Source organism: Barnesiella sp. An22, from assembly GCF_002159975.1.
GTDB lineage: Bacteria > Bacteroidota > Bacteroidia > Bacteroidales > Barnesiellaceae > Barnesiella > Barnesiella merdigallinarum.
The window spans coordinates 29,361-55,901 of record NZ_NFJR01000011.1 but is presented as its reverse complement, the minus strand read 5'-3'; the positions used below and the strand labels follow the sequence as shown (position 1 = coordinate 55,901).

General features: G+C 56.3%; 25 protein-coding genes. 11 read left to right on the top strand and 14 right to left on the bottom strand.

What is annotated here, in order from left to right:
• Window positions 1-33: 33 nt before the first annotated feature.
• The gene (locus B5F38_RS10635; protein ID WP_087409314.1) at window positions 34-1,179 is read left to right on the top strand and encodes a glycerate kinase; all 1,146 of its coding nucleotides are present in this window, start codon (window positions 34-36) and stop codon (window positions 1,177-1,179) included.
• 187 nt (window positions 1,180-1,366) lie between these two features.
• Here the strand turns inward: B5F38_RS10635 and B5F38_RS10630 are convergent, their stop codons facing one another.
• A complete protein-coding gene (locus tag B5F38_RS10630) occupies window positions 1,367-1,564 on the bottom strand; it encodes a hypothetical protein (protein WP_087409313.1) in 198 nt (65 codons plus the stop codon).
• 142 nt (window positions 1,565-1,706) lie between these two features.
• Window positions 1,707-3,368 (bottom strand): AMP-binding protein, encoded by a 1,662-nt coding sequence (locus B5F38_RS10625; RefSeq protein ID WP_087409269.1) that lies wholly within the window; start codon window positions 3,366-3,368, stop codon window positions 1,707-1,709.
• Window positions 3,369-3,516: 148 nt separating this feature from the next.
• Here B5F38_RS10625 and mtaB point away from each other — a divergent pair, with 148 nt between their 5' ends.
• From mtaB to B5F38_RS10610, 3 genes are read left to right on the top strand one after another with little or no spacing between them, the layout of a single operon-like run.
• Window positions 3,517-4,836, top strand: a complete 1,320-nt coding sequence (mtaB, locus tag B5F38_RS10620; RefSeq protein WP_087409268.1) for a tRNA (N(6)-L-threonylcarbamoyladenosine(37)-C(2))-methylthiotransferase MtaB — start codon at window positions 3,517-3,519, stop codon at window positions 4,834-4,836.
• 10 nt (window positions 4,837-4,846) lie between these two features.
• Complete coding sequence (locus B5F38_RS10615; RefSeq protein WP_206422491.1) at window positions 4,847-5,758, top strand: lysophospholipid acyltransferase family protein; 912 nt, start codon at window positions 4,847-4,849, stop codon at window positions 5,756-5,758.
• A 1-nt stretch (window position 5,759) separates the two neighbouring features.
• The gene (locus B5F38_RS10610) at window positions 5,760-6,755 is read left to right on the top strand and encodes a glycosyltransferase family 2 protein (RefSeq protein WP_087409266.1); all 996 of its coding nucleotides are present in this window, start codon (window positions 5,760-5,762) and stop codon (window positions 6,753-6,755) included.
• A 50-nt stretch (window positions 6,756-6,805) separates the two neighbouring features.
• On the opposite strand, the gene B5F38_RS10605 is transcribed toward B5F38_RS10610, so the two are convergent.
• From B5F38_RS10605 to B5F38_RS10565, 9 genes are all read right to left on the bottom strand, one after another.
• Window positions 6,806-8,023, bottom strand: coding sequence for a cysteine desulfurase (locus B5F38_RS10605; protein WP_087409265.1), 1,218 nt, complete (start codon window positions 8,021-8,023; stop codon window positions 6,806-6,808).
• A gap of 29 nt (window positions 8,024-8,052) precedes the next feature.
• Window positions 8,053-9,402: a Fe-S cluster assembly protein SufD gene (sufD, locus tag B5F38_RS10600; RefSeq protein WP_087409264.1), complete on the bottom strand. Its 1,350-nt coding sequence runs from the start codon at window positions 9,400-9,402 to the stop codon at window positions 8,053-8,055.
• A 9-nt stretch (window positions 9,403-9,411) separates the two neighbouring features.
• A complete protein-coding gene (sufC, locus tag B5F38_RS10595) occupies window positions 9,412-10,167 on the bottom strand; it encodes a Fe-S cluster assembly ATPase SufC (RefSeq protein WP_087409263.1) in 756 nt (251 codons plus the stop codon).
• A 71-nt stretch (window positions 10,168-10,238) separates the two neighbouring features.
• Window positions 10,239-11,690, bottom strand: coding sequence for a Fe-S cluster assembly protein SufB (sufB, locus tag B5F38_RS10590; RefSeq protein WP_087409262.1), 1,452 nt, complete (start codon window positions 11,688-11,690; stop codon window positions 10,239-10,241).
• Window positions 11,691-11,692: 2 nt separating this feature from the next.
• Window positions 11,693-12,268 (bottom strand): CvpA family protein, encoded by a 576-nt coding sequence (locus B5F38_RS10585; RefSeq protein ID WP_087409261.1) that lies wholly within the window; start codon window positions 12,266-12,268, stop codon window positions 11,693-11,695.
• A 173-nt stretch (window positions 12,269-12,441) separates the two neighbouring features.
• On the bottom strand, window positions 12,442-15,366 hold the full coding sequence (gene infB / locus B5F38_RS10580; protein WP_087409260.1) for a translation initiation factor IF-2: 2,925 nt from the start codon (window positions 15,364-15,366) through the stop codon (window positions 12,442-12,444).
• Window positions 15,367-15,458: 92 nt separating this feature from the next.
• Window positions 15,459-16,712 carry a transcription termination factor NusA gene (nusA, locus tag B5F38_RS10575; protein WP_087409259.1) on the bottom strand — a complete coding sequence of 418 codons (1,254 nt, stop codon included), beginning with the start codon at window positions 16,710-16,712 and terminating at the stop codon, window positions 15,459-15,461.
• Between the two features lies 1 nt (window position 16,713).
• Window positions 16,714-17,181 carry a ribosome assembly cofactor RimP gene (rimP, locus tag B5F38_RS10570; RefSeq protein WP_087409258.1) on the bottom strand — a complete coding sequence of 156 codons (468 nt, stop codon included), beginning with the start codon at window positions 17,179-17,181 and terminating at the stop codon, window positions 16,714-16,716.
• Between the two features lie 175 nt (window positions 17,182-17,356).
• Window positions 17,357-18,067, bottom strand: a complete 711-nt coding sequence (locus B5F38_RS10565; RefSeq protein WP_158096875.1) for a M48 family metallopeptidase — start codon at window positions 18,065-18,067, stop codon at window positions 17,357-17,359.
• 434 nt (window positions 18,068-18,501) lie between these two features.
• On the opposite strand from B5F38_RS10565, the gene B5F38_RS10560 reads away from it, so the two are divergent.
• Window positions 18,502-18,828 (top strand): PadR family transcriptional regulator, encoded by a 327-nt coding sequence (locus tag B5F38_RS10560; RefSeq protein WP_087409256.1) that lies wholly within the window; start codon window positions 18,502-18,504, stop codon window positions 18,826-18,828.
• 15 nt (window positions 18,829-18,843) lie between these two features.
• Window positions 18,844-19,917, top strand: a complete 1,074-nt coding sequence (locus B5F38_RS10555; RefSeq protein WP_087409255.1) for a PspC domain-containing protein — start codon at window positions 18,844-18,846, stop codon at window positions 19,915-19,917.
• Window positions 19,918-20,018: 101 nt separating this feature from the next.
• Here the strand turns inward: B5F38_RS10555 and B5F38_RS10550 are convergent, their stop codons facing one another.
• Together B5F38_RS10550 and B5F38_RS10545 are read right to left on the bottom strand one after the other, a co-directional pair.
• Window positions 20,019-20,894: an NAD kinase gene (locus tag B5F38_RS10550; protein WP_087409312.1), complete on the bottom strand. Its 876-nt coding sequence runs from the start codon at window positions 20,892-20,894 to the stop codon at window positions 20,019-20,021.
• An 8-nt stretch (window positions 20,895-20,902) separates the two neighbouring features.
• On the bottom strand, window positions 20,903-21,559 hold the full coding sequence (locus tag B5F38_RS10545) for a CBS domain-containing protein (RefSeq protein ID WP_087409254.1): 657 nt from the start codon (window positions 21,557-21,559) through the stop codon (window positions 20,903-20,905).
• A 154-nt stretch (window positions 21,560-21,713) separates the two neighbouring features.
• Here B5F38_RS10545 and B5F38_RS10540 point away from each other — a divergent pair, with 154 nt between their 5' ends.
• From B5F38_RS10540 to B5F38_RS10525, 4 genes are read left to right on the top strand one after another with little or no spacing between them, the layout of a single operon-like run.
• A complete protein-coding gene (locus tag B5F38_RS10540) occupies window positions 21,714-22,427 on the top strand; it encodes a pyridoxine 5'-phosphate synthase (RefSeq protein WP_087409253.1) in 714 nt (237 codons plus the stop codon).
• Window positions 22,428-22,445: 18 nt separating this feature from the next.
• Entirely contained in the window at window positions 22,446-23,147 is a 702-nt protein-coding gene (locus tag B5F38_RS10535; protein ID WP_087409252.1) for a MotA/TolQ/ExbB proton channel family protein, read from the top strand.
• Window positions 23,148-23,165: 18 nt separating this feature from the next.
• A complete protein-coding gene (locus tag B5F38_RS10530; protein ID WP_087409251.1) occupies window positions 23,166-23,582 on the top strand; it encodes a biopolymer transporter ExbD in 417 nt (138 codons plus the stop codon).
• A gap of 40 nt (window positions 23,583-23,622) precedes the next feature.
• On the top strand, window positions 23,623-24,375 hold the full coding sequence (locus B5F38_RS10525) for a hypothetical protein (RefSeq protein WP_087409250.1): 753 nt from the start codon (window positions 23,623-23,625) through the stop codon (window positions 24,373-24,375).
• Between the two features lie 68 nt (window positions 24,376-24,443).
• On the opposite strand, the gene B5F38_RS10520 is transcribed toward B5F38_RS10525, so the two are convergent.
• Window positions 24,444-25,406, bottom strand: a complete 963-nt coding sequence (locus B5F38_RS10520; RefSeq protein WP_087409311.1) for a PCMD domain-containing protein — start codon at window positions 25,404-25,406, stop codon at window positions 24,444-24,446.
• 359 nt (window positions 25,407-25,765) lie between these two features.
• On the opposite strand from B5F38_RS10520, the gene B5F38_RS10515 reads away from it, so the two are divergent.
• Window positions 25,766-26,539: a DUF1295 domain-containing protein gene (locus B5F38_RS10515; protein ID WP_087409249.1), complete on the top strand. Its 774-nt coding sequence runs from the start codon at window positions 25,766-25,768 to the stop codon at window positions 26,537-26,539.
• Window positions 26,540-26,541: the final 2 nt, after the last annotated feature.

Genomic DNA, 26,541 nt, shown 5'->3' with positions numbered 1-26,541 from the left:
GACCGACACATCTCTCATTTGCCATACCTCCCCATGAGAAAAATCGTCGTAGCTCCCGACTCGTTCAAAGACTCCTTGTCGGCCCCTCAGGTGGCAGCCGCCATCGAGGCCGGCATCCGTCTCACACTACCCCAGGCTCAGGTCATCAAGGTACCTGTTGCCGACGGCGGTGAGGGGACGATGGAGACTTTGGTCGAGGCCCTGGGCGGAGAGTATGTCAACTGCCTGGTGAACGACCCGCTCATGCGGCAAATTCCAGCGGCATACGGCATCGTGCACACTCACGGAGAGCCGACGGCCATTATCGATCTGGCCTCGGCCAGCGGCCTCACCCTTCTGTCGCAGGAGGAGCGCAACCCGCTCGTCACCACCACCTACGGCACGGGCCAGCTCATTGCCGACGCCTGCACCCGCGGGTGCCGCCACGTGGTGATGGGCATTGGCGGCAGTGCCACCAACGATGCCGGCAAAGGGATGCTCGAGGCTCTGGGCTGTCGGTTTCTCGACGCGGCGGGTGCAGAGCTGAAACCGGGCGGCAAATCGCTCAACGACCTGACGACAATCGACACCAGCGGCATGAACCCTCGCGTGGCCGGTTGCCGCTTCACCATCATCTGCGATGTCGACAATCCCCTCTTCGGTCCCAGCGGGGCCGCCTACATATTTGCCCCACAAAAGGGGGCTACCCCTCACGATGTCGTTACCCTCGACAACGGATTAAGGCGTTTTGCCACCTGTGTAGAATCCATGTTGCATCGGGATATCAGCCAAACCCAAGGAGCCGGAGCGGCCGGAGGAGTAGGCGCTGCCTGCCTGGCCTTCCTCCAGGCCACCCTGAAACCGGGCATCGAAACCGTGTTGGAGACGCTGCAATTTTCGCGCCTCATCGACGGGGCCGACCTGGTGATTACGGGCGAAGGAAAGATAGACCGGCAGACCCTCATGGGGAAAGCCCCCTACGGTGTACTGCTCCCGGCTCGCGAAAAAGGTATCCCGGTCGTAGTCTTGGGAGGAGCGGTCGAAGACCACGACACCCTGCTCCAGGCCGGGTTCCGGGGCATCTTCTGCATACAGTCATCGGCCATGCCGCTCAAGAGAGCCCTGCAGCCACATATTGCCGCCGAGAACCTCAAACAGACAACGGCCCAAATCATTCACCTGCTCTACCCACAGGGATAACCTCTCTTCTCCCCTCTCTTTCAGAAGCACCCCTCCACATCCATTCCAGACAAACAGGCCTACCCAGCAAGCAATAGTAAACTGTTTATCAGTAGATTACAAGACAAACCCTACATTGGTTTTAAAACAAAAAAAGAGCTAACCCTCACCGAGGGATAGCCCCAATTCTTTTAGTCTTTGCTGTAAATTATTCAGCAACAGCAGCAGCTTCAACTACAGTGTCAGCAGCAGCAGAGTCAACAGCAGCAGAGTCAACAGTTTCAACTGCAACTTCTTCTACAACGGCAGTGCTATCAACAGCTTCAGTAGATTCAGCAGCTTTATTGCCGCAAGAAGCGAAAGACATTGCAAATGCAACAGCGAAGAACAAAACTAACTTTTTCATTTCCTTCAAATTAAAGATAAAACAATATTTTTTTGCTTCAAAAACGCTACAAAGGTATACATTCTTTTTATATGTTGTACTCCTAATCTTATTTTTTTTTCAGAATATTTTGATTTTTCTGGGAAAAATCAACCCAAAAAACTCAATTATCATATAAATAGCGTTTTATGCTTCGCTTCGGGGTCTTTTCAAACTCATTCGGATAGAGTTGGATACGGGTTATTTGCTCATAGGGAGCCAACATCTTGTTCAGGTTGCACCGCACCTCCTCCATGGTCATGGGCAAATCGTGATTCGAAACGCCGTAACTGTCCATCGCCTCGTAGTCGGGACAGACGAGAGCCACCAGTTTGCCATCACGTTCGACCACCAGGCTCTCCATCACGAAAGGCATGTTGTTCAACTTGGCCTCAATCTCCTCGGGATAGATGTTCTGGCCGTTCGAGGTGAGAATCATCGTCTTGCTGCGCCCCTTGATGTAGATGGTACCGTCGGGGGTCATGGTTCCCATGTCGCCGGTGTGCAGCCAACCCTCTTCGTCGAGCACGGCTTTGGTGGCCTCTTCGTTTTTGTAGTAACCCTTCATCACATGTTCGCCCCGCACACAGATTTCGCCCGGGATATTCTCGGGGTCGAGCGAGTCGATTTTGGTCTCGACATAGCCGAAGAGCGTGCGGCCGGCCGAACCGGGACGGAACTCACGGTGCGACGTGTAGCTCACCAGCGGAGCACACTCGGTCATGCCATAGCCCACGGTAAAGGGGAATTTGATTTTGTGCAGAAACTCCTCGACCTCACGATTGATGGGAGCACCACCCACAATCACCTCTTCGAAGCGGCCGCCGAAGGCATCGATCAGTTTCTTGCGCACCTGCCCGTAGATACGGGTGTCGAGAATGGGAATATTCAAGGCCCAACGCATGGGCGTCTTGTTGAGCAAGGGTTGTATCTGTTTCTTGTAAATCTTCTCGAGAATCAGCGGCACGCAAATAATGAGATTGGGCCGCACCTCCCCGAGCGCCTTCAACAGGATTTTGGGCGAAGGAATCTTACCCAGCAGCGTGATGTGCGTACCCACGGCCAGCGGCGTGAGCAGGTCGAAGGCACACCCGTAGGCATGGGCCAACGGCAGGAACGAGATGCACTTGCTCCCCTTGTAGTGCAGGTGCGAACGCACGCCGAACATCACATTGCCCGCCAGGTTGTTGCCCGTGAGCATCACCCCTTTGCTGAAACCCGTGGTTCCCGAGGTGTAGTTGATCAGTATCACCTTGTCGTTGTCGAGGTCGGCATAGCGGATGTCCGACCGGCTGAAGCCGTTGGGATAGGTATTTTTGAACCGGCGCTTCATGTCGCGCAGGCACCGGGCTATCTCTTCGCCGTCGCGCTGTACGAGGCACGAGAAGTCTTGCAGCGAAATGGCGGCACGCACCTCGGGCAACTTCTCCATCTCGATATTCTCCCAGATGTTTTCGCCCACAAAGAGCATCACCGAGTCGGAGTGGTTGATAATGTGGTGTATATCGTGCGGATTGAACTCCTGCAGAATGGGTACCAGTATGGCGCCATAGGTAACCGTAGCCATGAAGGCGATGCACCAGTTGGGGGTGTTTTTCCCCACGAGAGCGATTTTGTCGCCCCGTCTGATTTGGCAATGGCGGAAAAGAATGTGCAGCTTGGCGATTTCGCGCGCCATATCCTGATAGGTATATGTGCGCTGTTCGTTATAGTCGGTCAATGCAGGTAAGTCCCAGTTTTCCCGAAAGCTCGACTCATATATCTTGATGAAATTTTCAGAAATCATATCCCGAATTTAATTAGTTCGGTAGCAAATATACGACTTTGTTTGTAAAATCATTCATTCTTATACAACTATTAGAATAGAGGGACTACACATTTTTAAATGAAATGAGTAACTTTGTCGCCTATATTGGCATTTCGACCCACCGATTATGATAGACGTCAACACATTCCAGAATAAGACCGCAGCCTACTACACACTGGGCTGCAAACTCAACTTTGCCGAAACTTCCACCATCGGGAAGACCCTCGAGGCTCACGGCATTCGCAAGGCACGACCCGGCGAAAAGGCCGACATCTGCGTAATCAACACCTGCTCGGTGACCGAACTGGCCGACAAGAAATGCCGGCAGACCATCCGTCGCATCGCCCGACAACACCCGCAGGCCTTTATCGTGGTGACCGGCTGCTATGCGCAGCTCAAACCCGACGAGATTGCCCACATCCCCGACGTGGACCTGATTCTGGGTGCCGAACAGAAGCTCGACATCCTGCAATATCTGGGCGACCTGCACAAGCGACAGGAGGTGGGCGAGGTGATTACCACCCCTACCCGCGACATCCGCAAGTTCTCGCCCTCGTGTTCGCGGGGCGACCGCACCCGCTACTTCCTCAAGGTACAGGACGGCTGCGACTACTTCTGCACCTACTGCACCATACCCTTTGCCCGGGGCCGGAGCCGCAGCGGCACCATCGAGCAGCTCACCGCACAGGCTCGCGAAGTGGCTGCCGCCGGGGGTAAGGAGATTGTCATCACGGGGGTGAACATCGGCGACTTCGGCAAACAGACGGGCGAGACCTTCCTCGACCTCATCCGCTCGCTCGACCAGGTCGAGGGCATCGCGCACTACCGCATCTCCTCGATTGAGCCCAACCTGCTCACCGACGAGATTATCGCCTTCGTAGCCCAGTCGCAGCGGTTTGCCCCACACTTCCACATACCCCTGCAATCGGGCAGCGACACGGTGCTGAAGCTGATGCACCGTCACTACGACACGGCTCTCTTCGCCCACAAGATAGAGACCATACGCCGTCTCATTCCCGACGCCTTCATCGGGGTCGACCTCATCACCGGCGTACGGGGCGAGACCGAAGAGCTGTTCGAGGAGAGCCGCCGGTTTGTCGAGGGGCTCGACATTTCGCAACTGCATGTCTTCACTTACTCCGAACGACCGGGTACCCAGGCCTTGAAGATAGAGCCGGTCGTGCCCATACCCGAGCGGCACGAGCGTTGCCGCCGCATGCTCGAGATTTCGGAGCGGAAGTTGCACGATTTCTATACCCGGTTCCAGGGCACCACGCGCCCCGTACTGTTCGAGCAACCGCGCAAGGGTGCCCCCATGCACGGCTTCACCGACAACTACATACGGGTAGAGATGCCCTACCGCAAGGAGTGGGTCAACACCTGCCGGCCCGTGCGGCTTGGCGATTTCAACGAGGCCGGCGACGCCCTCATCGCCACCGAGATTTAAACCGAGCGACATGAAAAAAGAGACTTTGCAAAATATCATCTACTCGCCGCTGTACCTCTGGTTCAAGCTGCACGCCCTGCTGCCCATGCGGGTGCTCTACCTGCTGGCCGACCTGCTCTACTACCCGCTCTACTATGTGGTGCACTACCGCCGCCGGCTGGTGCTGGAGAACATGCGCAACGCCTTCCCCGACAAGAGCGAGCAGGAGCTGATACGGCTCGAGAAGAAATTCTACCGCCACTTCTGCGACTACATCGTAGAGACCATCAAGCTCCTGCACATCTCCGACGAGGAGATGCGCCGCCGCATGGTCTTCGAACAGACCGACATCATCGACCGCCTCTTCGACCAGAACCGCTCCATCATCATCCTGCTGGGCCACTTCGGCAACTGGGAGTGGGTACCCTCGGTCACGCTGTGGATACACCACCCCGAGGCCATCTCGGGCCAGATATACCGGCCGCTGAAAAACGAGTGGTTCGACCGCTTCTTCCTGAAGCTGCGCTCGCGTTTCGGCACCATCTGCATCGCCAAGAAAGAGTCGCTGCGGGCCATCTTGCAGATGAAGCGCTCGGGACGCCCCTCGATTACGGGGTTCATGTCGGACCAGACGCCGTCGCCGGCCAACATCCACCATTGGGCCCGGTTCCTTTCGCAAGACTCGCCCGTGCTCACCGGCTACGAAAAGATTGCCCGCAAAACCGACTTTGCCGTGCTCTATTTCGATGTCGAAGTGGTAAAACGCGGGTACTACAAAGCGACCATCCGCGAGGTGGCCCTGCACCCCAACGAGCTGCCCGAGTTCGAAATCACCGACCGCTATACCGCCCTGATGGAGAAGACCATCCTGCGCAACCCCTGGGCCTGGCTGTGGACCCACAAACGCTGGAAATACAAACACGAAGATTTCCCCAATACCTGATATGAAAAAGAAAGTCGCCGTCGTCATACTCAACTGGAACGGGGCCGCCCTGCTGCAACGCTTCCTCCCCTCGGTGTGTGCTCACACGCCGGCTCATCTGGCCGACATCGTGGTGGCCGACAACGGCTCGACCGACAACTCGGTCGAACTCCTCACCCGCGAATTTCCCCAGGTGCTCCTGCTGCCCTTCCCCCGCAACTACGGTTTTGCCGAGGGGTACAACCAGGCTCTCGACGAACTGGACTACGAATATGCAGTGCTGCTCAACTCCGACGTGGAGGTGACGGCCCACTGGCTCGAGCCGCTGCTCGAGTTTGTCGAGAGTCACCCCGACGTGGCTGCCTGCCAGCCCAAAATACGGTCGCTGCGAGAACCCGAGAAATTCGAATATGCCGGAGCCGCCGGCGGATTCATCGACCGCTACGGCTACCCCTTCTGCCGCGGGCGCCTCTTCGGTACCCTCGAGACCGACTGCGGGCAGTACGACGACCCGCTCGACATCTTCTGGGCCAGCGGTGCCGCCCTCTTCGTGCGCACCGCCGTCTACCGCGAGGTGGGTGGTCTCGACCCCGGTTTCTTTGCCCACATGGAGGAGATAGACCTCTGCTGGCGCATCCACCTGGCGGGCTATCGCATAGCTGTCGTGCCGCAAAGCCGGGTGCACCACCAGGGCGGGGCCTCGCTCGATGCGGCCAATCCGCAGAAGACCTACCTCAACTTCCGCAACAACCTGCTCATGCTCCACAAGAACCTGCCCCGACAGGAGGGGAAAAAGGTGCTGTTCATCCGCCGGCTCTACGACACGCTGGCTTTCGCCCGGTTCGTTGCCCTGGGACAGATACCTCATGCCCGCGCCATTCTGAAAGCACACAACGACTTCCGCAAGATGCGCAAGCAATACACCCGTCACCCCCAGGAGAACCTGTTGAACACCTTCCCCGAAGCCCGGCGAAACATCACGATGGAGTACTTCCTGAAGGGCAAAAAAAAATTCTGAGGCAACCGTCGGCCGCCTCAGAATGCTGCTATTGCAAGTGAATATTTTCGTTATCGAAACATCTGTACTACCCGTTTCAAGGCGGCGATGAAGGCGTCGGCCTCGGCCTGGGTATTGTACACGGCAAACGACACCCGCACCGTGCCCTCGATACCGAGCGAGGTCATCAGCGGCTGGGCACAGTGGTGACCCGTGCGGACGGCCACACCCAGCTTGTCGAGCAACATGCCCATGTCGTAGTGGTGGATACCGTCGACCAGAAACGAGATGACCGAACTCTTGTGCGGCGAGGTGCCGAAGATACGCATCCCCTCGATTTGCTCCATCTGCGCGGTGGTGTAGCGCAACAACTCGTTTTCGTGAGCGGCGATAGCCTCCAGCCCGATGCTGTCGACATAGTCGAGCGCCGAGGCAAAAGCGGCCGTACCCACATAGTCGGGCGTACCGGCCTCGAACTTGAAGGGCAGTTCGCCGAAGGTCGTCCCCGAGAAGTCGACATGCGCAATCATCTCGCCACCTCCCTGATAGGGAGGTATGGCATCGAGCCACTTCTCCTTGCCATAGAGGATACCTATCCCCGTGGGACCATATACCTTATGAGCCGAGAAGGCGTAGAAATCGGCATCGAGCTCCTGCACGTTCACCCGCAGGTGAGGGATGGCCTGAGCCCCGTCGACCAACACCGGCACCCCTTGTGCATGGGCGTAGGCAATCATCTCGCGCACCGGGTTGATGGTGCCCAGCACGTTGGAGACGTGAGCCACACACACCAACCGCGTGTGCTCGTTGAAGAGCTGCTTGTAGACCTCGAGTTCGAGTTCGCCCCGCTCGTTGATGGGGACCACCTGCAACTTGATTTTGCGGCGGCGCTGCAAGAGCTGCCACGGCACAATATCGGCATGGTGCTCCATGACGGTGAGAATCACCTCGTCGCCGTCGTGCAGGAACTCGTCGCCAAACGACGAGGCCACCAGATTGATGGCTTCGGTCGTGCCCCGCGTAAAGACAATTTCGGCGGGCGAAGCGGCCCCGATAAACTGCTGCACCCGGCGACGGGCCGCCTCGTGGGCATCGGTAGCCTCCTGGCTGAGGGTATGCACCCCACGATGCACGTTGGCATTCACCCGATAGTAGGTATCGGCAATGTGGTCGACCACGCAGCGGGGGGTCTGCGAGGTGGCGGCGTTGTCCAGATAGATGAGCGGACGGCCCGACACCTCACGTTTCAGAATGGGAAAATCGGCTCTTATCTTCTCAATATCCAACATAGTGGAACTCCTTTCTTCTTTTCTTCATGTTAACGGCAGGCCTGGCAACCCGAACATTTGGCCAGCTCGCCGCGGAACCGCTTCTCGACCAACTGGCGCAAGCGATCCTTGAGGGCGTCGAGACGCACCTGCTCGATGACATCGTTGGTAAAGGCAAACATCAGCAGCATGCGGGCCTCGGCCTCGGTGATACCGCGCGACCGCATGTAGAACAGGGCGTTCTGGTCGAGCTGCCCGATGGTGGCTCCGTGGCTGCACTTCACGTCGTCGGCATAAATCTCGAGTTGCGGCTTGGTGTACATCTTGGCCAGCGGCGAGGCACACAGGTTCTTGTTACCCTGATAGGCCTCGGTCTTCTGGGCTCCGTGGCGCACCAGAATACGGCCGCAGAACGACCCGCGGGCCGAGTCGTTAAGCACATATTTGAACAGCTCGTTGCTGTGGCAATGCGAAACGGCGTGGTCGATATAAGTATAAGTGTCGACCGACTGCTCCTTGTCGACGATGCCCATGCCGCAGAGCGACAGTTCGGCGTGCTCGCCGTCGAAGGTCGAGTAGTAGTTGCTGCGGGTTACCCCGTTGTGCAACACGATGCCGTTGACCAGCACGTTCGACCGGGCCCCCTGGCGCACAAACACCGAGGCCACCTTGGCCGTATTCTCCGACGACTCTTCCATGTCGTAGTAGTCGAACACGGCATCGTCGTCGACAAATATCTCGCACACCTGCGAGGCGAGGAAACGCACCGACGACTCGTCGGAGTGGTCGCACACCAGCAGTTTGGCCTGGGCACCCTTGCCTACGACAATGAGCAACCGGCGGTTGACCATGAAGTCGACGTTACCCCGCAGTATATTCACCAGCTGGATGGGCTTCTCGACCACCACCCCGTCGGGGATATAGAGGAAGAATCCGTCCTGGGCAAAGGCGGTGTTGAGCGCCACCGTGCCGTCGCGTTTCATGTCGGCGGCCTTCCCGTAGTAGCGGGCTACCAGTTGCGGGTATTGCCGGGCCATCTCGCACAAGCTGCCGGCCACGACACCCTCGGGCAACTTGGCCGCAGCGGGCTGTGCCTGGGTGTAGAAGGTATCGTTCACGACAAAGTAGAGCAATGTGCTCAGGTTGGGCACATCGCAACGGAACACTTCGTAGGGATTGATTTCGATATTGACCCGGCCCAGGTTCAACCCGTAGTCGGGGGCATAGAGGGCCTCGATGTCGGTGCGGCGATACTCCTCGTCCTTGAGCGTGGGCAACCCCTTGCTCTCGAGCAGAGCCATCGCCTCGTCGCGCAAGGCATTCATCACCGGCGACGAATGGCCCGCAATCAAGTTCTTCTGCGAATGGTATAAATCTATATATTGCTGTACTGCACTCATAACGGTCTCTTAAATTTCGCCCAACTCTTTTTTAATCCAGTCATATCCGCGCTCCTCGAGCTCCAGAGCCAGTTCGGGCCCGCCCGACTTCACGATGCGGCCTTTGTAGAGCACGTGCACGAAATCGGGAGCGATGTAGTCGAGCAACCGTTGGTAGTGGGTGATGACGATGGTGGCATTCTTCTCGCTCTTGAGTTTGTTCACACCCCCGGCCACGATGCGCAGGGCATCGATGTCGAGACCGCTGTCGGTCTCGTCGAGAATCGAGAGGCGGGGCTCCAGCATGGCCATCTGGAAAATCTCGTTGCGTTTCTTCTCACCGCCCGAGAAACCCTCGTTGACCGAGCGGCTGGCCAGCTTGTTGTCGAGCTCGACAATCGCCCGTTTCTCGCGCATGAGTTTCAGGAAATCGGTAGCCGAGAGGGGCTCGAGTCCGCGATACTTGCGCTGCTCGTTCACCGCCGTACGCATGAAGTTGACCATGCTCACACCCGGGATTTCGACCGGATACTGGAAACTGAGGAAGAGCCCTTCGTGCGAACGGTCTTCGGGCGAGAGGGCCAACAGGTCCTTGCCGTAGAACTCGACCGAACCGCGAGTCACCTCATAGGCGGGATTTCCGGTCAGTACGGCCGAGAGCGTGCTCTTGCCCGAACCGTTGGGACCCATAATGGCATGCACCTCGCCCGGTTTCACCACGAGGTCGATGCCTTTCAATATCTCTTTGCCATTGATACTGGCATGCAAGTCTGTAATCTTCAACATAGATATCTGGTTTTATTTTTTTCTGTTTTACTATTCGGCCGCAGCCTGTCGCCGATGTGGGGTACGGCAGTTTATCCTACCGAACCCTCGAGCGAAATCTGCAGCAGTTTCTGAGCCTCTACGGCAAACTCCATGGGCAACTTGTTCATCACCTCCTTGGCATACCCGTTGACGATAAGGCCCACGGCATCTTCAGTAGGGATACCCCGCTGGTTGCAATAGAATATCTGGTCTTCGTTGATTTTCGAGGTGGTTGCCTCGTGCTCGACGATGGCCGTATCGTTCTGAATATCCATATAGGGGAAGGTGTGTGCCCCGCAATCGGAGCTGAGCAGCAGGCTGTCGCACTGGGTGAAGTTGCGGGCGTTCTCGGCACCGGGCAGCACCTTTACCAGACCGCGGTAGCTGTTCTGGCTGCGACCGGCCGAGATACCTTTCGAGACGATGGTACTGCGGGTATTCTTGCCGATGTGTATCATCTTGGTACCCGTGTCGGCCTGCTGGTAGTTGTTGGTCACGGCCACCGAGTAGAACTCGCCCACCGAGTGGTCGCCGGCCAGTACGCAGCTGGGGTACTTCCAGGTAATGGCCGAGCCGGTCTCGACCTGGGTCCACGACAGTTTCGAGTGGTCGCCCTTGCACATGCCGCGCTTGGTCACGAAATTGTAGATACCGCCTTTGCCCTCCTTGTCGCCCGGATACCAGTTCTGTACGGTCGAGTATTTCACCTCGGCCCGGTCGTGCACCACAATCTCGACGATGGCGGCGTGCAGTTGGTTCTCGTCGCGCATGGGGGCGGTACACCCTTCGAGGTAGCTCACATAGCTGTCGTCGTCGGCCACGATGAGCGTGCGCTCGAACTGGCCGGTGTTGGCCGCGTTGATGCGGAAGTAGGTCGAAAGCTCCATGGGACAGCGCACCCCCTTGGGGATGTAGACAAACGAACCGTCGCTAAAGACGGCCGAGTTGAGGGCGGCAAAGAAATTGTCGCGATACGACACGACCGACCCCAGGTAGCGTTTCACCAGGTCGGGGTAGTCTTTCACCGCCTCGCTGAACGAGCAGAAGATGACACCCAGCTCGGCCAGCTTCTCACGGAAGGTGGTGCGCACCGACACACTGTCCATCACGGCATCGACGGCCACACCCGAGAGCTTCATCTGCTCTTCGAGCGAGATGCCCAGCTTGTCGAAGGTCTTGCGCAACTCGGGGTCCACCTCTTCGAGGCTCTTGGGAGCCGCCTTGGTCTTGGGCGCAGCGTAGTAGCTGATGGCCTGATAGTCGATTTCGGGAATCGTCAGGTGAGCCCAGTGGGGCATCTCGAGGGTTTTCCAGTAGGCATACGCCTTGAGACGGAAGTCGAGCAGCCACTCGGGTTCGCCCTTTTTCTGCGAGATGTGGCGAATGATCTCCTCGCTCAAACCTTTGGGGATAATATCGGTTTCGATGTCGGTCACGAAACCGTATTTATACTCATTTACGGTAACGTCGCTTAATATTTCATTCGGATTATCCTGTTTCATTTTCAATCGGCTTTACAATTTTCACAACAGAGATAGGAGTCGTCGCATATCGTACAAGGTGTTAACAACCGGAGAGCGGGTTTGTTTTCGGCCGAGAGCTGCTCCTGAGCTATGGCAAAAAGAGCCGGAGCAATGCGCAAGGCATATCCGTAGAGATGCGAGGTGGATACCTCGCGGGCCGGGAGCATTCGCACTTTGGGATCGATGATATGGACGAGATTCAACAGTATACTAAAGATAACCAGGTATTTGAGGGCACCAAACAGAGCTCCGGCCAAGCGGTCGAGCCACCCCAGCGCCACCTGGTGGGAGATGTGGTGGATGAGCCGCATCAACTGCAAGCAGATGAGATAGACCAGCAGGAAGAGCAGCGAGTAGGCGGCTATGCGGCTTACACCGGCAGGCAAGTCGAACATCTGTTGCAGCAACGAGGCAAACGAACCGCCGAACAACCGCGAGACCAACACACCCGCTACGAAGCCCCCCAACGAACCCAATTGGCGGAACACCCCCTTGATGAGTCCGTACAAGGCACCTATAAGGACAATCAGCACTATGATAAAATCGATATAGTTCATCGCTTCGGCTCGCGTTTGGTTAATGGTGCAAAATTACTTTTTTTATTTTGAATAGCAGAGTTTTCGGTCTTATTATCCGTTAAAGAGGGATAACACACATGAAGCGGGAAAACAAAGGCCGCCCCGTCTCCCGGAGCAGCCTTGTCTATCTCATTTGCCCTGGGCCTGACGGCTTACAGGGTTTTCTTCACTTCTACCTCTTCGTAGGCTTCGACGAGGTCGCCCACTTTCACATCGTTGTAGTTGGCAATGTTCAAACCACACTCAAAGCCGGTAGTCACCTCTTTGACATCGTCCTTGAAGCGTTTCAACGAGCCCAGGTCGCCGCTGTAAATAACGATACCGTCGCGAATCAACCGTATCTTGCTCGAGCGTTTGATCTTGCCCTCCTTCACGATACAGCCGGCTACCGTGCCCACCTTGGTGATGTGGTAGGTCTCGAGAACCTCGGCCGTACCCAGAATCTCTTCTTTGATTTCGGGCGACAACATACCCTCCATGGCGGCCTTCACCTCTTCGATGGCATCGTAGATGATGGAGTAGAGACGGATGTCTACGCCCTCTTTCTCGGCCAACCGGCGGGCGGCTACCGAGGGACGCACCTGGAAGCCGATGATGATGGCGTTGGAGGCGGCGGCCAGCGTAATATCCGACTCGGAGATTTGACCCACGGCCTTGTGCAGCACGTTGATCTGAATCTCGGGGGTGGAGAGTTTGATGAGCGAGTCGCTCAGAGCCTCGACCGAACCGTCTACGTCGCCCTTCACAACCAGGTTCAACTCCTGGAAGTTGCCTACGGCAATACGACGGCCTATGTCGTCGAGCGTAAGCAGCTTGTGGGTACGCAGGCCCAGCTCGCGTTGCAGTTGCTCACGCTTGTTGGCAATCTCGCGAGCCTCTTGCTCGGTATCCATCACGTGGAAGGTATCACCGGCCTGCGGGGCTCCGTTCAAGCCCAGTATCTGTACCGGGGCCGACGGACCGGCCGACTCGATGCGGGCATTACGCTCGTTGAACATCGCCTTCACACGGCCGTGGTTGGTACCGGCCAGCACCACATCGCCCTTGTGCAGGGTTCCGTTCTGTACCAGCACGGTGGCTACATAGCCCCGGCCCTTGTCGAGGGTCGACTCGATAATCGTACCCGTGGCCTTGCGGTTGGGGTTGGCCTTCAGATCGAGCAGTTCGGCCTCGAGCAGCACCTTCTCCATGAGTTCGTGCACTCCGGTACCCTTCTTGGCCGAAATCTCCTGCGACTGATATTTTCCGCCCCAGTCTTCGACCAGATAGTTCATATTGGCCAGCTCCTCCTTGATTTTGTCGGGGTTGGCATTGGGTTTATCGATTTTGTTGATGGCAAAGACAATGGGCACACCGGCAGCCGAAGCGTGGTTGATGGCCTCGACCGTCTGCGGCATCACGTTGTCGTCGGCTGCCACGATGATGATGGCAATATCGGTCATCTGGGCACCGCGGGCACGCATGGCGGTGAAGGCTTCGTGACCCGGCGTATCGAGGAAGGTGATGCGACGGCCGTCGTCGAGCTTCACATTGTAGGCACCAATGTGCTGCGTGATACCACCGGCCTCGCCGGCAATCACGTTGGAGTTGCGGATGTAGTCGAGCAACGAGGTTTTACCGTGGTCTACGTGACCCATCACGGTAACTACCGGCGGACGCGACTGCAGGTCTTCCTCCTTGTCCTCCTCTTCGTGAATGGCTTCGACTACCTCGGCACTCACATACTCGGTCTTGAAACCAAACTCCTCGGCCACGATATTGATGGTCTCGGCATCGAGGCGCTGGTTGATCGACACCATCATGCCAATGCTCATGCAAGTAGCAATTACTTCGTTCACCGGCACATTCATCATCGAAGCCAGGTCGTTAGCCGTCACAAATTCGGTCAATTTCAATACCTTGCTTTCGGCCTCTTCCATTTCGGCGAGTTCGCGCTCGCGATTCGAGAAGGCCTCGCGTTTCTCCTTACGCCATTTGGCCGACTTCTTCTGACCCTTGGTAGTCAGGCGGGCCAGCGTCTCCTTGATTTGTTTCTGAACGTCCTCTTCGCTCACTTCGGCTTTGATGGGACGTTGTTTCTGCTTATTCGGTTTGTTGCCGCCACCGTTGTTCTTACCGTTTCCGCCCCGGGCCGGCTGGTTGCCGCCCATCGACGAAATGCTCTTCGAGATGTCGACTTTCTCCTTGTTGATGCGTTGACGTTTACGACGTTCGCCGCCTTGCGAGTTGGCATCGTCGTTTCCGCCCGTAGCAGCCTTGTGAGCTTCCTGACGCTGTTTCTCCTTGTTCTCACGCTCTTTGCGTTTCTCCTCCTTGCTCTTTTTCTTCGGGCGAGTCTGCTGGTTCAACGCATCGAGGTCGATACGGCCTACCACATTGATGCTCGAGGTGAAGGCAGGACGACCCAGCGTAAAGACTTCGTCGTCGCGCTTTTCGACCGTTTCGGGAGATTCCTGAGCAGGAGCAGCGGGAGATTCCTGGGATTTTGCCGGCGCGGCCGGAGCTTCGGCAGCCGGTGCGGGCTCGGGCTTTTGGGGCTCGGCGGGAGCAGCAGGCTGCACCGGTTGAGCCGGTTGCACAGGCTGAGCGGGCTTCTCGACCTGAGGCTTGGGAACCTCGAGGGCAGGAGTTGCCTCGCTCTTCTTCTCTTCGACCGGTTTCTCGGCAGGCTTGGGCTCCTCTTTCTTCTCGACAGGCGTCTCCCGAGGCTTGCTGTGGTCGGCCGACTTGGGTCGATTGAGGGCATCGAGATCAACATGGCCCACCACTTTGGGACGCTGCGGCTCGGGGATAACCGTTTTCACCTCTTTCGGCTCCTCTTTGACCGGAGCCGTTTCGGGTTCGGCCGAAGCCGCGGCTTTCGCTCTCTCCTTATGCCGCTCAAGGCTGATACTTTCCGACTCGAGTTTCAGACTTTTATCCTTACTGAACTCCTTAACGAGCAGGGCATACTGTTCGTCGGTTATCTTGGCGTTGGGGTTGGCCTCTACCGTGAAACCTTTCTTTTGAAGGAATTCGACAGCCGTCTGAATTCCCACATTCAAATCTCTTGCTACTTTATTTAACCTTATCGACATACTCAGTTTTAGTTTATAAATAATGGAAGAATGAAAAGGGGCCTTTCGCCCCAGGGGCGCGAGGCCGCACACCATGGCGGCCCCGAAGCGGATTATTCTTCAAACTCCGCTTTCAGGATAGAGAGCACCTCGTCTACGGTGTTCTCTTCGAGGTCGGCTTTTTCGATCAAGGTCTCACGCGGCAAGGCCAGCACACTCTTGGCCGTGGCGCAACCGATACCCTTCAGGGCCTCGATTACCCAGTCGTCGATCTCGTCTCTGAACTCGTCGAGGTAGATATCCTCCTCTTCATCCTCGTCGATGTCGCGATATACATCGATGTTGTAGCCGGTAAGCATGCAGGCCAGCTTGATATTCAAACCGCCCTTACCGATGGCCAGCGAAACCTCCTCGGGCTTGAGGAATACCTCGGCCTTCTTCTCCTCCTCGTTCAAGCGGATGGACGAGATTTTGGCAGGGCTCAGGGCACGCTGGATAAACAGCGAGGGGTTGGAGGTGTAGTTGATCACGTCGATATTCTCGTTGCGCAGTTCGCGCACGATACCGTGGATACGCGACCCCTTCACACCCACGCAGGCTCCTACGGGGTCGATGCGGTCGTCGTACGACTCGACGGCTATCTTGGCACGCTCGCCCGGGATGCGGGCAATGGCGCGGATAATGATGAGCCCGTCGTGAATCTCGGGCACCTCGAGTTCGAACAACCGGCGCAAGAAGTCGTTCGACGTACGCGAAACGATAATCTTGGGATTGTTGTTCTTGTTATCGACGTCGAGCACCACAGCCCGCACGGTCTCGCCCTTCCGGTAGAAGTCCGACGGAATCTGCTCGGTCTTCGGCAGCAGCAACTCATTGTTGTCGTCGTCGATGAGCAACATCTCTTTTTTCCAGATCTGGTAAACTTCGGCGCTTACCAACTCGCCGATTTTATCCTTGTATTTGTTGTAAATGGCATCTTTCTGCAAATCGAGAATCTTCGAAGCCAGCGTCTGACGCAGGTTCAGAATGGCACGACGGCCGAACTTCTCGAAGTGAACCTCGTCGGTCATCTCCTCGCCCACCTCGAAGTCGGGGTCGGTCTTGCGGGCCTCCGAGAGCGATACCTGCAGGTTGCTGTCGGTCACGGCACCATCCTCCACGATTTCGCGGTTGCGCCATATCTCAAAATCGCCCTTGGTGGGGTTCACGATTATATCGAAATTTTCGTCGGTCCCGAACATCTTTGCCAACACATTCCGGAAAGATTCTTCCAGCACACTGATCATCGTGGTTATCTCGATGTTCTTCAACTCTTTGAACTCAGCAAAGGTATCGACCATGCTTACGGGTTCCTCTTTTTTTGCCATATTATTTAAATCTGATTAGATATTTTGTATATTTTACTTCGTCGTATCCCAGAACGATGTCTTCCTCCACCTCGACTTTGCGTTTGCTGGTTTCGCTCTTCACCTTCCGGGTTACCGTCACGACAAACCGGTCGGCATCGGCGCTCTTCAATACGCCGGTCAGCTTGCGGCCGTCTTTGGTCAGCACCTCGACCTCGTTGCCTATATTCTTCTTGTACTGCCCCAAGACCTTGAAGGGCGAAGTGATTCCGGCCGAGCCTACCTCCAGTTCATAATCCTCGACATCGCGATCGAGTTTCGATTCCAAAAAACGGTGCAGGGCCACACAGCGGTCTATATCTACCCCCTCTTCGTTATCAATCTCTACGGTCAATACGTTGTCGGGACTCACCTGTACATCGACCAGAAAACAGTCGGTACCGGCCAACCCCTCCTCGACCCATGTCGCTAACTCTTTTTTGTCTATCATAACGGTTATTGTAGTGAAAAAAACGAGGGGACATCATTGCCCCCTCTTCCATTCCTATCGCCACAAAGATAGTACAATATTATATAATACACAACTCTACCGGCCTGACAGCCCTCGAAATAGAATATTTCGCGCCTATAATTTAAATATTTTTTGCATTATATAATCTTATTTATTAGAACAAAAAGGTGAATGCCCGCAACTGTTTGCGCAGCGCAAGCTCTTCGCCGCCACAATATCGGTTACACAGCGCGTGAAACTGTGGCCCGTGATTCATCTGTTGTAAATGAGCCAGTTCGTGACAGATGACATAGTCGATCAACGGCTCGGGCAGGAACATGAGACAATACGACAACTGTATCGACTTGCTGCGGGTGCAGTGCCCCAATTTACGCCGGCCCCGCCCGATGGTCACCTCTCTCGGCGAGGCGCCTACCCGACGGGCCACCTCGGCCAACCGACGGGGTAACACCTCCTGAGCCCGCCGGTACATGAGGCGGCAAACCCCGCGCGAGAGCTGCTGCCGCACCCGGGGCTCGTTCAGATCGGTACCCGGCGGGCAGAGCACCTGCAAGGTAGTACCCTCGTATCGGAAGAGAATACAGTCGGGCAACCGACCGGACAACAGCTCGATATGACCGCCGTAGCAGGGAATGCGGTCGCCCACCGTGAGCTGCCGCCGTTGCTGCACCACCTCGCCCCGGACCATCAGCCGCCGCAGCCGCTCCCGATTCTCGTCGACAATTGTCTGCACCCGCCCCAGCGAGTATCCGGTCGGACAGGTAATCTGCATCACCCCCTCCTTCACGCGGAATATCAGACGTCGGGCCCTGCTGTCGGGCCGAACCTGTACCGTACCGAACTCTTCGTCGTCAAATGTCTCCATCGGAACAAATCTCCTTTTCCCGACAAAGATAGTGCAACGGCTATACCTAAACAATACATAGGGCGTTGCAAAAATACGAATGCCGCCTCCACCCCAAACCATCCCCCAACCATGCCATAAGGCCCCGCACAGGTTCACCCCCTCCTGCTACTTCTACCGACACACAATCCCAAACCGCACATAAACCGCCACAGAAATCCACCCCGGTCATACCCCTTACTCCCGGACCATTCGACCTCCAGCGGCACATGGGCCACTGCCACCACCGGCCTTCCCCGCCCACCCTACCTCACTCCGCTCCCAATCCATCCATACCAAGCCGGCAAACACCCCTATACGTACTATTCAGTGTGTTAAAATATATTATTTTACAAGTACTATGTAATACAAGTTACCATACTATACCTATATTTGTGTCGTAAAAGGTACTAAGCATGAATACAGACAATGTAAAATCGCAGATGCGAAAAGGGATACTGGAATATTGCACGCTGCTCATCCTGCAAAAGCGGAGGGCCTACGTGTCGGATATTATCCAATCGCTCAAAGCCTCGAAGCTCATCGTGGTCGAAGGTACCCTCTACCCGCTGCTTACCCGGCTCAAGAACTCGGGGCTGCTCACCTACGTGTGGGAGGAGTCGACCCAGGGCCCTCCCCGCAAATACTACGAGCTTACCCCCGAAGGGGAACACTTCCTCCAGGAGCTCGACACCGCCTGGAACGAACTGAACCAGGTTGTCGCCCACATCAAAGAACAATAAAAACCAGACTGTCATATGAAAAAGACCGTAACCATCAATCTCGACAAGACCATCTTCAACATAGACGACGATGCCTACGAACTGCTCGAAGCCTATCTGCAATCGCTCAACGAGCACTTTGCCCACGAAGAGGGCGGACAGGAGATTCTGAACGACATCGAAAGCCGCATTGCCGAACTCTTCAAGGAGCGGCTGGGATTCGGCATGCAGGTGATTACCCGCCAGGAGGTGAACGAGGTAATTGCCATCATGGGGCGCCCCGACGAGATAGAGACTCCTCTCGAGAACGAAACTTCCGACGAAGGCGAAACCTCCGGGGAGGCCGCCTCGGCCTCGTCACCCGCCGATGAGAACAACGGCGGCAACACACCCGAACCCAATCGGCGCAGCCGCCGGCTCTACCGCGACCCCGACAACCGCGTACTGGGCGGTGTAGCCTCGGGTATTGCCTACTACATCGGGGTCGACGTAGTACTCGTGCGCGTCATTCTGGTTCTGCTGCTGCCTTTGTGGGCTTCGTCGATATGGATTTATCTGCTGTTGTGGATTTGCGTTCCCGAGGCCCGCACCACGGCTCAGAAGCTTGAGATGCGGGGCGAGACGCCCACCGTCGACAACATACGCCGTGCCGTCGAAGAGGAGCACACGAGCGGACAGTCGACCGGCAGCTCGCTGAGCAGCACGGCAGGCGAGATTTTCCGCAGCATATTCAAGATTTTCTTTATCGTCATCGGTGGCATCATTGCCCTCTCGATTATCGCGACACTGGTTGCCTGCATCGTCAGTCTGCTGGGTATCTTCGTTCTGGGCACCACAACCATCACCACACCATTCATCTCGATTTTCCCCGGAAACATCGAAGCCCTCAACGGCCACTGGGAACTGGTGCTGTTCACCGTCTCGCTGCTGCTCACCTTCGGGATACCTCTCTACGCCATCCTGCGGCTGGTACTGGGCTCCATCTTCCACTGGCAACCGCAATCGTCGGCCCTCAACATCACGCTGCTGGTGCTGTGGCTGCTCTCGCTGGCCGGACTCTTCTTTGCCACCTTCGTCGCCTTCCCCGAACACGCTTTGCTCGTCATATAACAATAGCTTCCTAAACACCCGAACGCCCCGGCAACCGGATTCAAACCGGCCGCCGGGGCGTTCGCTATTTCATTCGGTCGAAGATAATAAAGCGCAACGACTCACTCGCGCTTGTCGACCCCCCACATCAGCTTGGCCCGCAACGTCTCGGCAAAGCTGTGGCCCAGCCGCTTCACCACCCGGATGGGGAAAGGAGCCTTGCGCAGCACCACCTGCGTATCGGTATCGAGCATGATGGAGCGGCCGTCGAGACTCAGCAGATAGCTGTGGTTGCGGCTGTCAACCCGCAGGGTAATGCAGGCGTCGTCGTTCACCACCAATGGCCGCACGGTGAGGCTGTGAGGGGCTACCGGCGAAATAACCCAGTTGGCCGCCTGCGGCATGAGAATGGGGCCGCCCACACTCATCGAGTAGGCCGTAGAGCCTGTGGGGGTAGCCACGATAAGGCCGTCGGCCTGATAGGTATTGAGATAGCTCTCGCCCACCGTCGTATGAATCGAAATCATCGACGAGGTATCCTGCTTGAGCACCGCCACCTCGTTGAGGGCATAGGGCCAAAAGCCTTCGGGCAATCCCGACAGCTCGACCTGCAGCAGCGAGCGCTCCTCGATTTTGTACCGACCGGCCACAATCTCGTTCATGACCCGCTCGGTCTCTTCGGCCGGTACATCGGCCAGAAAACCCAGACGACCGATATTGACCCCCAATACCGGGATACCCCGGTCGCCTATCTTTTCGGCAGCCCGCAAAAAGGTGCCGTCACCCCCGATACTCAAGGCCATGTCGGCCGGGTAGTCGCGGCAACAGTCAATCGGCTCGATACCCCGGCACACGTCGGGAAGCTCGCGCGAAAGAAGTTCGTAAAAATCGCGATGCGCCGCCAACGAAGCCTCGGTGCGCGACAAGACCTGCAACACCCGGTGTACCTGTGCCAGGCGGGCTCCCTGGTAGTTATGGCCAAACAACAATATCTTCATCATCCCTCCTACATTTCCAGATAATACATCAACTCCTTGATACGCTGTTCGATGCGGTCGTCCATAGCACTGTGCAACTGGTAGCAACTCAGCACCCGGTAGTCGAACCGTTCGAGCGAGCGAAGCACCGGCGTGGCATCCTCGCGGTCGATACGCAGGCAAGCCCGCCACATGCCCGACTCCTCGTCGGGACGTATCATCAAATTCATCACCCGACAATCATTGTCCTCGACCAGGCGGGTAAGTTCGGTAGCCGAATAGTCGGCCCGCGGAATCTCCAGTTCGATGATGGCTCCCGGCGACGACGTCTGGCACAACCGGGCCACAGCCACCATAACCGCATGGATGGGGATAGCCCCCACGTAGCGGCGATGCTGATCGACCACGGGGAGCACATCGTCGGTGTATTGGGCAAACTGATTCACCACATCGAGCAGGTGCGTCTCCTCACGCACGGCCGGACGTCGCCAGTTCTCCCGCCCCACGGTCTCTTCGCCGTTCACATCGGCCAACTCCCCGGCCTGAAGAATGCCCACATACTCGCCCGCGTCGACCACCGGCAGGCTCGACCAGGCCGAGCTTTCCAGCGCCGCACGCGCCTCGTTCACCGACATCGTGGCCAGCAAGACGGGTATTTCGGGCAATATCATATCTTTTGCTTTCATTTATTGCGCATATTTCTGTAATTCGTATTATTTTTGCACGAAAGTTATACAAAGATAGCTATTTTTTTCGGTTGATACTGCAGTCCGTTTCTTTTCATTGAAACCGAGCGACAAAGTGCCACACCGGAAAAAGCGATTAGGGTAAAAAGAGAAAATGACCAAGTTAAGTGTTAATGTCAACAAAATAGCTACCTTGCGCAACGCACGAGGCGGCAATATTCCGAATGTATTGAAAGTCACGCTCGATTGCGAATCCTTTGGAGCCGAGGGCATCACCGTGCACCCGCGCCCCGACGAGCGGCACATTCGCTATGCCGACGTGTACGAGCTGAGGCCGGCCGTCAGCACCGAGTTCAATATCGAGGGATATCCCTCCGAAAAATTTCTCGACCTGGTACTCAAGGTGAAGCCCGACCAGGTGACGCTGGTGCCCGATGCCGAGAATGTCATCACCTCGAATGCCGGGTGGGACACGCGGGCACACTTCGACTTCCTCTCCAAGATTATCGACCGCTGCAAGGCGGCCAACATTCGCACCTCGATTTTTGTCGAGCCCGACCTCGAGATGGTCGAGTATGCCGCCAAGACCGGCACCGACCGAATAGAGCTCTACACCGAACCCTATGCCGCACACTACGCACAAGACCGCGAAGCTGCCGTGGCTCCCTTTGTCAAGGCAGCCGAACATGCCCGCAGCCTGGGGCTGGGCGTGAATGCCGGCCACGACCTCAACCTCGAGAACTTGCGCTTTCTTCACGAACGCATCCCCTTCCTGAGCGAGGTCTCCATAGGCCACTGCCTCATCTGCGACGCCCTCTACCTGGGGTTGAAAGAGACTATCAGACAATACAAAGAGTGCTTGAAATAACCGATTAAACGCTATATCATGAATCTGCTTACGTTGCTTCTGCAAACTACCGACACAATCGTGACGCCTCCCGTACTTACCCCGGTCGAGGCCGCCAACGACTTGAACCTCTGGGACCTTGCCTGCAAGGGAGGAATCATCATGATACCCCTGTTGCTCCTCTCCCTGCTCTCGATCTATATCTTCGTCGAGCGACTGCAAGTCATCCGACGTGCCGCCCGCGAAGACAACTCGTTCATGGAACGCATCAAAGACTACATCCACGAAGGGAACATCGACAGTGCCCTGAAGCTCTGCAAGAAGACCAACACCCCCTACTCGCGCCTCATTGCCAAAGGCATCTCGCGACTGGGTCGCCCCATGAACGACGTACTGGTAGCCATCGAAAACGTGGGCAACATCGAGATTGCCAAACTCGAAAAGGGTTTCCCCTGGCTCGCCACCACCGCAGCCGGTGCTCCCATGATTGGCTTCCTCGGTACCGTAACCGGTATGGTACGGGCCTTCTACAACATGGCTTCGGCCGGTAACAACGCCGACATCTCCACCCTCTCGGGCGGTATCTACGAGGCTCTGGTCACCACCGTAGCCGGCCTTATCGTGGGCATCATCGCCCTCTTTGCCTACAACTACCTGGTGTCGCGCGTCGACGGCGTGATGAACCAGCTCGAGTCCAAGACAATGGAATTTATGGACCTGCTCAACGAGCCGGCCGAATAACCCGAGGGAGACACGACCATGGCACTGAAACGAAGACACAAGATAGAGGCCACATTCAGCATGGCATCGATGACCGATGTCATCTTTCTGTTGCTCATCTTCTTTATGATTACCTCGACGATTGTCTTTCCCAACTCCATCAAGGTGAACCTGCCGCAAAGCAACCAGCAGGCGGCAGCCAAGCCCCTCACCCGGGTAGTAATCGACGAGCACAACGACTACTACATCGCTTTCGGCAACGAGGCCCCGCAGCCCGTTACCTACGATCAGCTGGTGCAACGGCTCGCCGAAACGCCCCAGCAGGATAGCGAGCGCTACATAGCCCTCTATGCCGACGAGACGGTACCCTATCGCGAGATTGTCAAGATACTCAATGTCGCCAACGACAACCACCTGAAGATGGTACTGGCCACCAAACCGGTGCGTAACCCGTAAACCGAACACCACCTCAAAAACAGAATCGAACACCCCACCCATGGAACCACAGAAAAGAGATAAGATACAAGCCATTGCCGCTACCGTTGCCGTGCATCTGGTAGTGCTGCTCGTCTTGTGGTTTACCCTGCTGGGACCCGAGCCCATGGGGTCGGGCAGCGGCGTGCTGGTACAAGTGGGACTGGTCGACGAAGCCTCGGGCATGTTCGAGTCGAACGCCACCGAGCCGCAGCGGCCACAGGCCGAGCAACCGCGCGAAAACGACGACGAGCTGATAACCCAGACCGACGAGGAGAGCATCCAAATCGAGAAGAAGAAAGAGGAGGATAAAAAGAAAAAAGCCGTTCAGGAAAACAAAAAGGACGACCGCATTGCCAATCAGGTGAAGAATGCCTTTGGCAAAGGTGTGTCGAACGACGGCAGCCGCGGCGACAGCGACAAGGGCAGCGGCACACAGGGCAACCCCTTCGGCAACGCATCGACCGGCGAACTCACCGGCGTGGGCGGCTACGGCGGCTACAACCTGGGCGGCCGCGGGCTGGTTGGCTCCCTGCCCTATCCCCAATACGACAACAGCAACGACGCCGGCACCATAGCCATTTCGATTACAGTCAACCCCCAGGGACAGGTCATCAGCGCCATCGCCACCGTCAAAGGCAGCGAAGGCACCGCCTTCTCCAACCCCAAACTGCGGGCCTCGGCCGAAGCGGCCGCCCGCCGCTCGCGATTCGAACGCAGCAACCGCTCGTCGAACCAGACAGGGGTTATCGTCTATATCTTCAAACAGAACTGAACCACACAAAAAAAGGGCCCGAATCCAATCCATCCGAGCCCTCTATATCTCCATAAACTCTTACTAGCCTAATACCCCAGAGCGATATTGTCGATCCAGAGGGTACTGCCCAATCCGCCCACATAGGCGGTGCCGCAAGTGGCCGAAGCCATCACAAGCATGTGCGTGACCGGCTCGTCGGGCTTGCCCCAGCCCACCTCGATTACGGGCACCATCTTGCCCTTGCTGTTGCGGCAATAGTACGAACTCTCTTCGGGAATAAGCCCCATGTACGATTTGTAGAAGGGCTTGTCAGTGATGTCGCCATAGTGAATGGTAAGGCTATGACCATTCACCCAACCGGCAGTACTCTTGCCGTAGCGCTCACGCCCGGTACCTACCCGGTGAGCGTACACATTGCCGTCGGCATCTTCCCAACGGTGCTGCAACAGAATATAGACCTCGCCATTGTCGCGACCGGGCAACTGCTTGCGCGAGCTGAAACCGGTCGACTGGGTACGGAAGTTGTCGGGCGAAGCCTGATACTTGTAATCGAAAATCAATCGGGTGGGTCGCTTGGTAAAGGGGATACCCATCTCCATCTTGCTGTACGGACTGTTGGTCGAGCGGATAGGCTCGTCGACCTCGCCCAGGAAGATACTGCCGCTCACCAGCACGTGCAGATTCATCATGCCCAGCACGCAGCAATCCTCAATCACGGTCTCCATGCGGGCACAGGTGCCTCCCCCCTCGCGTTTCTCGGGGCGGACGGTATTACTGGTCTTCACCACCCCCATCACGTTGGCCATTACATTCGACGAAGCCCAGGGCGAACCGCCCATGTTCCGATAGGCTTTGTTTCCCTTGATGTGTTGGGTAGGAGCTATGGCATAGACTGTCTTGGTCTTGCCTCCCAACAGGGCCGACTCTTTGATTTCGCGGGTTACCCAATGTTCAAAATCGGCAAAAGGCAGCGGCTCTACACGCTGGGCATAGGCACTGCTCACCGACAACAGGCTGCACAGAGCCATCCACAGTGTTGTTTTTTGCATCTTCTTCATATCCATTTTCACAAATTCAGAAGGTGCAAAATTAAACGCTCCGTCGATTTATTCGGGGCAATTATCTATTTTTAAATATTTATCCGCCCGTTTCGAATGCAAAACCCTCTCTCTCCGCTTATAATAAGCGGGAAAATGTTTCTTTATGTAAAAATACAGAGCTTTTAAGAAAAGTATTTAAATGCAAACGTATCTCCCCGATTTTCACTATCTTTGTTACTCAAAGACAAGATGGGGGTTCGACATGGTCAAATGTTGAAAACTTGGTTTTCCAGTTGTCTCTGCCCTTACCTTTTACTATCTTTGTCTATTGATAACCATATAATAATCAATTCATTTTTCAACCGCCCATGGAAACCGCCACATTCAATATCTTTCTGATTGTGATGGCCGTCACGGCTCTCATCGTGTTCATCGCCCTCCACTTCGTAAGTGCCGGCTACGGCATGCTCTTCGACCGCAAGTGGGGAATCTCCCTCTCCAACCGCATCGGGTGGGTGGTGATGGAGGCACCGGTATTCGTCGCCATGCTCGTGTTGTGGCTGCTGGCTCCGGCCGAATACCGCTACGACCCGGTGCGCATCGTCTTTCTGGTGCTGTTCGAGTTGCACTATTTCCAACGCTCGTTCATCTTCCCCTTCCTCATCAAGGGCAACAGCCGCATGCCGCTCAGCATCGTGAGCATGGGCATCGTCTTCAACCTGCTCAACGCCTTCATGCAAGGCGGCTGGATTTTCTACATCTCGCCGCTCGACTACTATACCCCGGCCTGGTTCACCTCGCCTCAGTTTATCATCGGTGTCATCGCCTTTGCGGCCGGCATGTTCATCAACATCCAGTCCGACTCCATCATACGCCATCTGCGCAAACCGGGCGACCGCAAGCACTACATACCGCGGGGCGGCATGTTCCGCTGGGTATCGTCGGCCAACTACTTCGGCGAGTTTCTCGAGTGGGTAGGCTTCGCCATCTTCACCTGGTCGTGGGCCGGAGCCGTCTTTGCCTGGTGGACCTTTGCCAACCTGGCTCCCCGTTCGGCATCGCTCTACAAACGCTACACCCAGGAGTTCGGCGAAGAATTTACCCGCGAAAAACGTAAAAAGATAATCCCTTTCATCTATTGAAA